Here is an 11,503-nt window from a genome sequence, read left to right as displayed (position 1 = left end):
GCGCTTGCAAAGCCGACAGACCGGTGAACGGGCGGGGTCAAGGCCGCAGCCGCCGTAGGCGGGGGCGCGCCAGCGCCAGCCTTGAGGCCGGCCGATCACCGGGCTACTTCCAGCACAGTTGCTCTGATTGGATCTTCCTGCGTCTCACCCTTCGGTGGAACCCGCAGCCTAGCCCGGGGAACGTCGGATCGATGGCAAAACGAACGGCGGGCTAAAAAAGATTGCCAACGCGGAGCCGTGACGGCGGATCGTCACTTCCGGAAATTGCGCGGTTGCTCGCGCCGTGCCGGACCTGGCCCCCGGACGGAGGCTGCGGCCCCGCTGGAACCATCGGCCAACCCTCAAACCGGAAAAGCCGCAAATCGTCGCTGGCACCGATGGTTAATCGCGTCTTAACCTCGCCGTATCTATGGTGGTTTGATGGGTTTCCGGGGCTCGCTTCAGCCCTTCGACCGCTTTTGAGAGTACTGGCGTTTCAGACATGGCAATGACCGCCTCTTCCGGCGTGGCGCAGGGCGCTGGCAGTGCAATCCCTGCCGGTCAGGCCGAACGCTCGCCGTTTTTGCGTACGACCGAGCTATTGGCGCCCTATCAGCCGGCCAAGCCATTGATTACGCTGTCCTTGGGCGAGCCGCAGCACCCGGTGCCCGATTTCGTCGGGCCGGTCCTGGCCAAACACATCGCCGAATTCGGCCGCTATCCGCTTGCCAAGGGCATCGAGCCGTTCCGGCGCGCCGCCGCCAATTGGCTTTCGACCCGGTTCCAGCTCCCTCGCCCGATCGACTCCGAGAGCGAAATCCTGGTGCTGAATGGCAGCCGCGAGGGGCTGTTTTTCGCGGCGATCACGGCCGCCCGCTATGTTGGGCCGCGCCAGGGCAGGCCGGCGATCCTGATGCCCAACCCGTTTTATCCGGCCTATGGCGCGGGCGCCCGCGCAGCTGGTTGCGAACTGATCTACCTGCCGACCACGCTCGCCAACGGATTTTTGCCGGATCTCGATTCGCTCGATGAGGCGACGCTGGCCCGAACCGTCGCCATGTTCATCGCCTCGCCCGCCAATCCGCAAGGCTCGGTCGCCTCGCGCGACTACTTCACGCGGCTGAAGAGCCTCGCCGACCGCTACGGTTTCATGATCCTGAGCGACGAGTGCTATTCGGAAATCTACACCAGGCAGGCGCCGGGCAGCGCGCTGGAATGCGCCGGACCCGATTTCACCAACGTCGTTGCGTTCCAGTCGCTGTCGAAACGCTCGAACCTGCCGGGCATGCGCGTCGGCTTTGCCGCCGGAGACCGGAAATTTCTCGCGGCCTTTCACGAATTGCGCAACGTCGCCGCACCGCAGGTGCCGGTGCCGCTGCAGCACGTCGCGGTCGCCGCCTATAGCGATGAAACCCATGTCGAAGAGAACCGCAGGCTCTACCGCATCAAGTTCGATCTCGCCGACCAGATTCTCGGCAGCCGCTACGGCTATGTGCGGCCCGCCGGCGGCTTTTGCGTCTGGCTCGACGTATCCGAGCGCGGCGGTGATGAGGCGACGACGGTGAGACTTTATCGGGACGCAGGCGTCCGCGTGATCCCAGGAAGTTATCTGTCGCGGCTGCAGAACGACGGCTTCAATCCCGGCGCGGGCTACATCCGCCTCGCACTGGTCTCCGATAGTGAATCAACCGCCGAGGCGTTGCACCGGCTGGTCGAAATTCTGGATTAATCGCAGGGCCCCATGAGCATGCCAGCGATCGAACGTGTTATTCCCCTGGTCGGCCATCTGCCGGTTTCGATCCGCGAGGCGCTGGCGCGGCGCCTGCGCGAGCTCGCCGGTCTTTGCCTGATCGCGCTTTCCGGCGTGGCTGCGGCGGCGTTGATGACGTGGTCGGTGCAGGACCCGAGCCTGAGCCATGCGACGTCGCGGCCGATCCGCAATGTCCTCGGCTATCCCGGCGCGATCGGCGCCGATCTGCTGATGCAGATTCTCGGTCTCGGCGCGATCATGCTGATCCTGCCCGTCGCCGTGTGGGGCTGGCGCATGCTGACCCATCGTACCTTCGACCGCGAAGCGCTGCGCCTTGGATGCTGGATTCTCTGCACGGTGATCGCGGCCGGCTTTGCCAGCTGCTGGCCGCATGGCGGAGCCTGGGCGCTGCCGACCGGTCTTGGCGGCGTCGTTGGCGATGCGCTGGTGCGCGCGCCAGCGGTGGTGTTCGGTCCGGCCGGCTTCACCTATCGTCTCGTGCTCGGCATCATCCTGTTTGCGGCGATGTGCGCAGCCTTTCTGTTTGCCAGCGGCTGGGGCTCGCGCCCGCGAGATGAAGAGCTGACGCCGATCGAAGACGATGACACCCCCTTCGAGGAAGAAGGGGATCGCGGTTCGGTCCCGCTCGGATGGGTGTATCATGCGCTGATGAGCTTGAAGGCGCGGCTCGGTTGGCTGATGACCGCGGCCTACCGATCACTGGTGTCGAGTTCGCCGCCGCCTCGCAGGGCCTCGTTCGAACGTCAGGAACCAAGCCTCAGCGGCCGCGCCGCCCCGACACTTGCCCCGCGGGAAGAGGAATTCGAGGACGAGGAAGAAGAGGAAGACGAGGAGGAAGAAGCTCCCGCCGCCCGTACCCCGCGCAAGAAACCCGCGCCGCGTGCCTCGGCGCGCAAATCCGACAAGTTCGAACTGCCTTCGGTCTCGATGCTCACGGCGCCCAAGGCGTCGGATCGACAGCCACTCAGCAAGGCCGAACTGGAAGCCAATTCGCGCGCGCTGGAAGGCGTGCTCGGCGACTTTGGCGTCCGCGGCGAGATCGTCAAGGCCAACCCCGGCCCGGTGGTAACACTCTACGAACTCGAACCGGCGCCCGGCATCAAATCCTCGCGCGTCATCGGCCTCGCCGACGATATCGCCCGCTCGATGAGCGCGCTCTCGGCCCGCGTTGCCGTGGTCGCGGGCCGCAACGCCATTGGCATCGAACTGCCGAATGTCCATCGCGAAAAGGTTTATCTGCGCGAATTGCTGACTACCAAGGACAGCAACGAGTCGACGGTGAAGTTGCCGCTCTGCCTCGGCAAGAACATCGGCGGCGAATCCATCATTATCGATCTCGCGCGCACGCCGCATATGCTGATCGCCGGTACCACCGGCTCCGGCAAATCGGTCGCCATCAACACCATGATCCTCAGCCTGGTCTATCGCCTGAGGCCGGATCAGTGCCGCCTGATCATGGTCGACCCCAAGATGCTCGAACTCTCCGTCTATGACGGCATCCCGCATCTGCTGACGCCGGTCGTGACCGATCCGAAGAAGGCGGTGGTCGCGCTGAAATGGGCCGTGCGCGAGATGGAAGAGCGCTACAAGAAAATGGCCAAGCTCGGCGTGCGCAACATCGACGGTTACAACCAGCGCCTCGTCGAAGCCAAGGGCAAGGGCGAGGAGCTGACGCGCACGGTGCATACCGGCTTCGACAAGGAAACCGGCAAGGCGATCTACGAGGAAGAAAAGCTCGAGCTCGAACCGCTGCCCTATATCGTCATTATCGTCGACGAAATGGCCGACCTGATGATGGTGGCCGGCAAGGACATCGAAGGCGCGGTGCAGCGCCTGGCACAGATGGCGCGCGCCGCGGGCCTCCACGTCATCCTCGCCACGCAGCGTCCCTCGGTCGACGTCATCACCGGCACCATCAAGGCGAATTTCCCGACCCGCATCGCCTTCCAGGTCACTTCGAAGATCGACAGCCGCACCATTCTCGGCGAGATGGGGGCCGAGCAGCTGCTTGGCCAGGGCGACATGCTCTATATGGCCGGCGGCGGCCGCATCAGCCGCGTGCACGGTCCCTTTGCTTCCGACGAGGAGGTCGAGAAGGTCGTGCGTCATCTCAAGACGCAGGGCTCACCGGAGTATCTGGAAGCGGTCACCGCGGAGGAGCCGTCCGAGGAAGACGGCGCGGTATTCGATTCCACCGGCATGGGCGCCGATGGCGGCGGCGACCTGTTCGCGCAGGCGGTTGCGATCGTCAAGCGCGACCGCAAGGCCTCAACCTCCTACATTCAGCGCCGGCTGCAAATCGGCTATAACCGTGCCGCCTCGCTGATGGAACGAATGGAACAGGAAGGGATCGTCGGACAGGCGAATCACGCCGGTAAACGCGAAATTCTGGTCGAGGAGGAAGAGGGCGGGTTTTAAAAATCGGCGCGGAACAGCGCTTCAGCGCAACGATTTTCACGGAAAAACGATATCTCCTTTGGTCGAAAGCACGATAAACTGGCTGGCAACGGGGCCCCCTCGTTCGAATAGAGATCCGAAATACCTGATGACAGAACAATCCACCCATCGCGGGCTGCGCACCGGACTGGCCCTTTTGATCGCCACCTCCATCGCCGGCTTCGCCACGCCGGCGCTCGCGCAGAACGTTCCGGTTCCGAAGCCCGCGCCCAAGGCCCGCGAGGGCGGCGTGCAGATGAGCGCGCAGGATAAGGTTCCGATGACCACCGGCGCCACCCAGGCACCGCCGAATCCGGTGATCCCGAACCCGAACCGCAATGTCCCGGCCAATGTGTTTGCAACCTTCGATGCCAACCAGAAGGCGCAGGCTGCCCGGGTGAGTTCCTACCTGTCCTCGCTGCAGACGCTGGTCGGAAATTTCGTCCAGGTCGGGCCAGATGGCAGCAAGACCAAGGGCGATTTCTACATTCAGAAGCCGGGCAAGGTGCGCTTCGAATATGACGACCCGAGCCCGATCGCGATTGTCGCCGACGGCTCGTCGCTGGCGGTGCGTGACCGCAAGCTCGCGACCCAGGACATCTATCCGCTGTCGCAAACGCCGCTGCGTTTCCTGCTGTCGGACCGGATCGATCTGTTGAAGGATACCAATGTCGTCAGCGTCACAGCTGATGATGTCTTCATCAGCGTCACCATCGAGGAGAAGCAGGCCTTGATCGGCACCAGCCGGCTGATGCTGATGGTCGGCACCAAGGACGGCCAGCTCAAGCAATGGACGGTGACCGACCCGCAGGGCTACGACACCACCGTTGCAGTTTACAATCTGGACTCGTCCAAGAAGGTCGATCCCGGCCTGTTCAAGATCGACTTCACCAATTACATCACGCCGGCGAACTGAGCCGCGCTTTCTGCGCAGCCGTCGGGTGGGCAAAGCGCAAGCGTACCCACCATCTTCACCGGTGCGCCTTTGTCCACTCTACGCCACCTGTGGACAACGCGCGCGACGTCACCATGAACCGTGGTAATACACGGCCCTCATGCGTTTCTCCCTGACAACGTGGAATATCAATTCGGTGCGCCTGCGCATCGACATCGTCGCCAAATTCCTCAAATCGGCGCGGCCGGACGTGCTGTGCCTGCAGGAAACCAAATGTATCGACGACGCGTTTCCGCTGAAGCGATTCAAGCGTCTCGGCTATGAGCATGTCGCGCTGAACGGACAGAAGGGCTATCACGGCGTCGCCATCGTCTCGAAACTGCCCTTCGAAGCCACCGACATCAGAACCTTCTGCGACAAGATCGATTCACGGCACATCTCGGTGGCGTTCGGCGAGAAGGCCCAGCTTGCGAAGCCGGTGGTGCTGCACAATTTCTACGTCCCGGCCGGCGGCGACATTCCCGATCCGGTGCTCAATCCGAAGTTCGATCACAAGCTGAAATTTCTCGACGAGATGAAGGCCTGCGAGCCGCTGCATCCGCGCGGTGACGACCGGCATATCCTGGTCGGCGACCTCAACGTCGCGCCGCATGAAAACGACGTGTGGTCGCACAAGCAGCTCCTGAAGGTGGTCTCGCACACACCGATCGAATGCGAAAAGCTCCTGGCCGCGCAGGTCCATGGCGAATGGTTCGACGTCGCGCGCGAGCGAATCCCGCTATCTGAAAAGGTCTATACGTGGTGGAGCTACCGCGCGGCCGACTGGACGGTCGGTGACCGCGGCCGTCGGCTCGACCACATCTGGGTGTCGCGCGCGCTGAAAGACGGTGTCAGCGATTTCAAGATCACCCGCGATGCTCGCGGCTGGGAGCGCCCGTCCGACCACGTGCCGGTGACGGTCACGCTGGAAGTATAGCGATCAGATACTCAGCTTGGCGCCGGCCATCAGAATATCGCTGGCGAGCTGGCTGGTGCGGGTGGCGAGTTCATCGCGCAGGCGGCGCGCGGCGGCAGGATCGCTTTCGAGCACACGCTGAAACAGGCTGCGTGCCACGCGGATGACCGAGGAATGATCAAGCGCGACCGCGCTCGACGGCCGTTTCATCGCGACGATCAGCGCCAGTTCGCCGATCAGGGAGCCGGGGCCGGCGACGACTTCAGCGCCGCCGTCCTCGACGCGAAACGAGCCGCGCTGCACGATGTAGCCGGCATCCGCATCATCGCCGGCATTGAACAGATAATCGCCCGGCGAGAAATCGCGCTGCTCCGAGCCGATCGCCAGCATGCGCAGAGCCGCCGTCCCCAACAGGTGCAATGTCGGGACCCGCTCGAGCAGGGCTACATCATCTTCGATCGACATGGACCGGTGACCGGGACGCGCGGAAAATTACGAACCGTGGCTGCGAATCGTATCACGGCACCAGCTTGTAGCCACCAGCTTCCGTCACCAGGATTTCCGGGTTGGCCGCATCTTTCTCGATCTTCTGCCGGAGCCGGTAAATATGGGTTTCCAGCGTGTGCGTGGTGACACCCGAATTGTAACCCCAGACTTCCTGCAGCAGCGTCTCGCGCGACACCGGCAACTGGCCGGCACGATACAGGAAGCGCAGGATCGCGGTTTCCTTCTCCGTCAGTCGCACCTTTCTGGCATTGGCGGCGGTCAGCATCTTGGAGCCGGGGCGGAAGCTGTAAGGGCCGACGGAAAACACCGCGTCCTCGCTGGCCTCGTGTTGGCGAAGTTGCGCCCTGATCCGGGCGAGCAGGACGGCGAACCGGAACGGCTTGGCGACGTAGTCATTGGCGCCGGATTCGAGGCCCAGAATGGTGTCGGAATCGGTGTCGTGGCCGGTGAGCATGATGATCGGCGCCTTGAAGCCGCCCTTGCGGAGGCTCCGCACGACTTCGCGTCCGTCGGTATCCGGCAGGCCGACATCCATCAGCACCAGATCGGGGGAGTTGGCTTTGGCGGCGCTGGCGCCCTTGGCGCCGGTATCGACTGCAGAGGCTTCGAACTCCTCATGCAACGATAGTTGCTCGACCAGCGTGTCGCGCAGATCGGTGTCGTCATCCACGATCAGGATCTTGCGGGCATTGGGCATAGGATACGATCCTCTTGAGGCAGGCGGCGGACACAGGCGGGGGCGTCTCAAGCCGGGTCTTGGTCGATGACAAACCTGATTCGCGGGCAAATTTCGCTAGCAAGCCGCGTCATCAGGGTACTGATTCGTATTGAGGTAAGACATTGTTACAGATTCACAAGCCGATCACAGTCTATCCCAAATTTGGGACGCGTTTGGATGAATGTCCTGTAATGGCGTCAGTTAGAATAGCAGCGGCCGGGCAGACAATCCCCGGATTTGGGCATTGGCATGGAAAACAACCCAATTTCAATCACTTATAAGACAGCTGCGCGTGATCGGCCGCTTGCGGCGATCCGGGTCCGCCAGGCCGCCGGCGACCCCCGACGGGGGTGGCTGACCGCAGACGGCTGGACTGTGCCGGTGGCACTTGGCCGCGGCGGCATCCTCGCCAACAAGCGGGAGGGCGATGGCGGCACCCCGAGGGGCACCTATCATCCGCTGCGATTGTGGTGGCGCGCCGACCGCCATATTCGGCCCCGGACCTATCTGCCGGCCCGGCCAATCCGGCCCGAAGACGCCTGGTGCGAAGACCCGGGCGACCGCCATTACAACCAGCCGATCCGCCTGGTCCGGAATCAGCCTGGCGACCGGCTGACGCGTGAGGACCATCTCTACGACTTCATCGTCGAGATCGATCACAACAGCGCGCCGCGCATTGCCGGTCGCGGCAGCGCCGTGTTCCTGCATCTGGCGCGGACCAATTTCTCGCCGACAGCCGGATGCGTCTCAATGACAAAATCCGCCATGCTGCGGCTGTTACGGCGCATGGGCCCGCAAACGAGAATCATGATCGGCTGATGGGGAATCACACGCGATGCTCGACAGGAACGCAATAGAAGCCGCGTCAAAGACGCTGCACGACCACTGGCGCGCCGGCACCAAATTATCCGGCCTCGACGCCTCGCTACGGCCGCGCGACCGGATTGAGGCCTACGCTATTCAGGCGACAATCGAAAAGTACTCGTCCGAGAGCCTGTTCGGCTGGAAGATCGCGGCCACCAGCGAAGCCGGGCAAAAGCACATCAATGTCGAGGGGCCAATGGCCGGGCGCATTCTGGCCGAGACAGTCATTCCCGATGGCGGAACGGCTTCGATGGCAGGCAATGAAATGCGCGTCGCTGAACCCGAATTCGCCTTTCGCATGCGCGTCGATCTGCCGGCGCAACCGACACCCTATACGGTTCAGCAGGTGCTCGATGCCGTCGACACGCTGCATCCGGCCATCGAGATTCCCGATTCGCGCTTTGCCGATTTCGCCGGCGCCGGCGAAGCGCAGCTCATCGCCGACAACGCCTGTGCGCATCTGTTCGTGCTGGGCCCTGCCGCAACGGCCGACTGGCGCTCGATGGACCTCGTCGAGGAACGGCCGGTCATGACGATGCGCGGCGAAAAATTCGTCGGCCACGGCAAGAACGTGCTGGGCGATCCGCGGATTGCGCTGACCTGGCTTGCAAACGAACTGCGCCAGCTTGGCGTGACGCTGAAGGCAGGGCGAATCGTCACGACAGGCACCTGCCATCCGCCGCTGCCGATTCAATCGGGCGATTTTTTCGCAGTCGATTTCGGCGCGCTTGGGAAGGTGTCGGTAGGATTTGAATAGGCCTCACCGGGCCCCGAAAATCGCCGAGCCCACCCGCACATGCGTTGCGCCCATCTGGATCGCGACCGCGAAATCGGCGCTCATGCCCATCGACAGATTTTTCAGGCCATTGCGCGCGGCGATCTTGGCCGTCAGCGCAAAATGTGGCGCCGGCGCGTCGTTGACCGGCGGGATGCACATCAGGCCGGAAATGACCAGACCATATTTGTCGCGGCAGCTCGCGAGGAAGGCATCGGCATCGCCGGGCGCGATGCCGGCCTTTTGCGGCTCCTCGCCAGTGTTGATCTGAACGAACAATTCCGGCCGTTTGTTCTGCGAATTGATTTCCTTGACCAGCGCTTCGCAAATGCTGGGACGGTCGACCGAATGGATGGCGTCGAACAGCGCCACGGCTTCCTTCGCCTTGTTGGATTGCAGCGGCCCGATCAGATGCAACGCAATCCCGGGATGGGACGACACTAGCGCCGGCCATTTCGCCTTGGCTTCCTGCACGCGATTTTCGCCGAACACGCGCTGCCCGGCATCGATAACCGGCGAAATCGCTGCGGCATCAAACGTCTTCGACACCGCGATCAGCGTCACCGATGCACGCTCGCGGCGCGCTTCCTTGCACGCGCGCGCGATGTCCTGCTCCACTTGAGCCAGACCAATTGGTAAAGACTTGGTTAGTGGCGTCGTCATCTCTCTCGCATCGTGTCGTATTTCGGCGAGGAGATTTTACGGCATTTCCTCGAATTTTACCAAGTTCGGGAAAGGCTTTTTGAACCCTTCGCTCTACCCTGTGGTGCGGGGGGGCAGGATGTCTGGCGTTACTTTCAACCGCAAGCGGGTCAAGCTCAAGAAGCTGCTCGGAATCCGGGCGCGGCTTGCGATGCTGGCCGTGCTGCTGGTGGCGCCCTTGATGCTGGAGCGCGTCCGCTCGCTCGAAGACACCCGCGCCAAACAGATCACGACGGCTTCGGAAGAATACGCCAACATCACCCAGCACAGCGCCCAGACCCAGCGCGAAGTGATCTCCTCCGTCGAGACCATGCTGAAATCGGCCGCCTATATCCGCGCCTCCAGCGGCATCGGGCGCAGTTGCGAAATCTTGCGCGCCAGCCTGCCCGCCAACCTGCCCTGGATCCGCGGCATCATGCTCGTGAGCAAGGAAGGTGTGGTGCAGTGCTCGACGCTGAACATTCAGGTCGGCCTCAACATCGGCGATCGCGACTATTTCAGGAAGGCGCAGGAGACGCGCGATTTCGTCTTCAGCGACTATCTGTTCGGCAGGACCAACAACCGCCCGATCATGATGGCGGCCTATCCGGTCGCCGCGATCAATCCGGAAGAAGAATCGGTTGCGGTCGCCGGCATCAATCTGGACTGGCTGTCGAAGATCATGGCCAATTTCAGCGGACGGCCGGGCATATCAGCTTTGTTGATCGACAGCACCGGCGTGGTGCTGGCGGCACCGCCGGACCAGGCCAGCATGATCGGCCAGCCGCTCGACAACGTGCCACTGTTGTCGGCAATCACCTACAAGGCGCTCAGCTCCAACTCCGACACCGGCTCGCTTTCCTTTACCGCGACCGACGGCTCCAAGCGCGCGATCAGTTTCGCGCGCATTCCCGGGACGCAATCGCGCCTGATCGTCAGCGTCGACGAGGCCAAGGTGACGGCGGTGATCAATCGCGAGATCCGCACCGCCTATCTGCAACTCGGATTCGTCTGCCTGTTCGTGCTGCTCGGCGCGCTGATCGGCGCCCAGAAGCTCATCATCAATCCGATCGAAGTCATGACCGGCATGGCCAGGCGATTCGGCGAGGGCGACTGGACAGCCCGCGTCACGCGCAGCCGCCTGCCGTCGGAATTCATGCCGCTGGCCCGCGCCTTCAACGCAATGGCGGCCCAGCTCAGCCAGCGCGAGCGCGAACTGGTCGCCACCAACGACCGGCTCACCGTGATGGCCTCGATCGACATGCTCTCGGGCCTTGCCAACCGCCGCGGCTTCCAGAGCCGGCTCGATTTCGAATGGTTGAAGGCACAGCAACATCATAGCGAGCTGTCGCTGCTAATGATCGATGTCGATCACTTCAAGCTCTACAACGACACCTATGGCCACCCCGAAGGCGACGCCTGCCTGGCCCGGATCGGCGCAACGCTGGCGGGCATCGCTGCCGACACCATGGGCTTTGCCGGCCGCTATGGCGGCGAGGAATTCTGCCTGTTGCTGCCGAACACCAGCGCGCAGAAGGCGCTCGAGATCGGCGAAACCGTGCGCGCGACCGTTCAGGGCCTCGCCCTGCCCCACATCACCTCCAGCTACGGGATGGTCACTGTCAGCGTCGGCGTCGCCGCTACGCTTCCGAGCGACACCCAAACCCCCGGCGACCTGATCGAAGCCGCGGACGCCGCCCTCTACGCCGCCAAGCACCGCGGCCGCAACACCGTGGTCGAGCACGGCTTTGCCAAGCTGGTCGACGAGGCCGGGATCGCGATGGCGGGGTGAGCCGACGCTCCGCGTCACCGGCCAAATGACTGTTCCTGCCGTCCCAACCCGTTGACCCCGCAGCCGCTTTTGTGGCCTAGTCCGCCGTCCTCTGGACGGGACCCGAATCCACAAAAAGCCCTGCAATTCC

At 63.2% G+C, this 11,503-nt stretch carries 10 protein-coding genes; 7 read left to right on the top strand and 3 right to left on the bottom strand.

Annotation, left to right across the window (positions count from 1 at the left end; genetic code table 11):
• The first annotated feature begins 481 nt into the window (after positions 1-481).
• The 4 genes from AC0QUY_RS23645 to AC0QUY_RS23630 all read left to right on the top strand — a co-directional run bounded on the left by AC0QUY_RS23645 (position 482) and on the right by AC0QUY_RS23630 (position 6,057).
• Complete coding sequence (locus AC0QUY_RS23645) at positions 482-1,708, top strand: aminotransferase class I/II-fold pyridoxal phosphate-dependent enzyme (protein WP_161850954.1); 1,227 nt, start codon at positions 482-484, stop codon at positions 1,706-1,708.
• Positions 1,709-1,720: 12 nt separating this feature from the next.
• Positions 1,721-4,168, top strand: coding sequence for a DNA translocase FtsK (locus AC0QUY_RS23640; protein ID WP_475388611.1), 2,448 nt, complete (start codon positions 1,721-1,723; stop codon positions 4,166-4,168).
• Positions 4,169-4,295: 127 nt separating this feature from the next.
• Positions 4,296-5,102, top strand: coding sequence for an outer membrane lipoprotein carrier protein LolA (locus AC0QUY_RS23635; protein WP_161850956.1), 807 nt, complete (start codon positions 4,296-4,298; stop codon positions 5,100-5,102).
• Between the two features lie 139 nt (positions 5,103-5,241).
• Complete coding sequence (locus AC0QUY_RS23630) at positions 5,242-6,057, top strand: exodeoxyribonuclease III (protein WP_475388609.1); 816 nt, start codon at positions 5,242-5,244, stop codon at positions 6,055-6,057.
• A gap of 3 nt (positions 6,058-6,060) precedes the next feature.
• Here the strand turns inward: AC0QUY_RS23630 and AC0QUY_RS23625 are convergent, their stop codons facing one another.
• Positions 6,061-6,501, bottom strand: a complete 441-nt coding sequence (locus AC0QUY_RS23625) for a cyclic nucleotide-binding domain-containing protein (protein WP_161850958.1) — start codon at positions 6,499-6,501, stop codon at positions 6,061-6,063.
• A gap of 52 nt (positions 6,502-6,553) precedes the next feature.
• Entirely contained in the window at positions 6,554-7,240 is a 687-nt protein-coding gene (locus AC0QUY_RS23620) for a response regulator transcription factor (RefSeq protein ID WP_028348340.1), read from the bottom strand.
• 270 nt (positions 7,241-7,510) lie between these two features.
• On the opposite strand from AC0QUY_RS23620, the gene AC0QUY_RS23615 reads away from it, so the two are divergent.
• Positions 7,511-8,080, top strand: a complete 570-nt coding sequence (locus AC0QUY_RS23615) for a L,D-transpeptidase family protein (RefSeq protein WP_475388607.1) — start codon at positions 7,511-7,513, stop codon at positions 8,078-8,080.
• A 16-nt stretch (positions 8,081-8,096) separates the two neighbouring features.
• Positions 8,097-8,882, top strand: coding sequence for a 2-keto-4-pentenoate hydratase (locus AC0QUY_RS23610; protein WP_475388605.1), 786 nt, complete (start codon positions 8,097-8,099; stop codon positions 8,880-8,882).
• A 3-nt stretch (positions 8,883-8,885) separates the two neighbouring features.
• On the opposite strand, the gene AC0QUY_RS23605 is transcribed toward AC0QUY_RS23610, so the two are convergent.
• Positions 8,886-9,563: a YggS family pyridoxal phosphate-dependent enzyme gene (locus tag AC0QUY_RS23605; RefSeq protein WP_475388604.1), complete on the bottom strand. Its 678-nt coding sequence runs from the start codon at positions 9,561-9,563 to the stop codon at positions 8,886-8,888.
• Between the two features lie 118 nt (positions 9,564-9,681).
• On the opposite strand from AC0QUY_RS23605, the gene AC0QUY_RS23600 reads away from it, so the two are divergent.
• The gene (locus tag AC0QUY_RS23600) at positions 9,682-11,373 is read left to right on the top strand and encodes a sensor domain-containing diguanylate cyclase (RefSeq protein WP_475388602.1); all 1,692 of its coding nucleotides are present in this window, start codon (positions 9,682-9,684) and stop codon (positions 11,371-11,373) included.
• Positions 11,374-11,503: the final 130 nt, after the last annotated feature.

The organism is Bradyrhizobium sp. WYCCWR15520 (assembly GCF_056174665.1).
This window is presented reverse-complemented; position numbering and strand designations above follow the sequence as displayed.

What these genes read in the sequence shown, in the direction of transcription:
- AC0QUY_RS23630 (WP_475388609.1), top strand. Translation starts at nt 5,242, where the DNA reads ATGCGTTTCTCCCTGACAACGTGGAATATCAATTCGGTGCGCCTGCGC.
- AC0QUY_RS23645 (WP_161850954.1), top strand. Translation starts at nt 482, where the DNA reads ATGGCAATGACCGCCTCTTCCGGCGTGGCGCAGGGCGCTGGCAGTGCA.
- AC0QUY_RS23640 (WP_475388611.1), top strand. Translation starts at nt 1,721, where the DNA reads ATGAGCATGCCAGCGATCGAACGTGTTATTCCCCTGGTCGGCCATCTG.
- AC0QUY_RS23625 (WP_161850958.1), bottom strand. Translation starts at nt 6,501, where the DNA reads ATGTCGATCGAAGATGATGTAGCCCTGCTCGAGCGGGTCCCGACATTG.
- AC0QUY_RS23635 (WP_161850956.1), top strand. Translation starts at nt 4,296, where the DNA reads ATGACAGAACAATCCACCCATCGCGGGCTGCGCACCGGACTGGCCCTT.
- AC0QUY_RS23610 (WP_475388605.1), top strand. Translation starts at nt 8,097, where the DNA reads ATGCTCGACAGGAACGCAATAGAAGCCGCGTCAAAGACGCTGCACGAC.
- AC0QUY_RS23605 (WP_475388604.1), bottom strand. Translation starts at nt 9,563, where the DNA reads ATGACGACGCCACTAACCAAGTCTTTACCAATTGGTCTGGCTCAAGTG.
- AC0QUY_RS23620 (WP_028348340.1), bottom strand. Translation starts at nt 7,240, where the DNA reads ATGCCCAATGCCCGCAAGATCCTGATCGTGGATGACGACACCGATCTG.
- AC0QUY_RS23600 (WP_475388602.1), top strand. Translation starts at nt 9,682, where the DNA reads ATGTCTGGCGTTACTTTCAACCGCAAGCGGGTCAAGCTCAAGAAGCTG.
- AC0QUY_RS23615 (WP_475388607.1), top strand. Translation starts at nt 7,511, where the DNA reads ATGGAAAACAACCCAATTTCAATCACTTATAAGACAGCTGCGCGTGAT.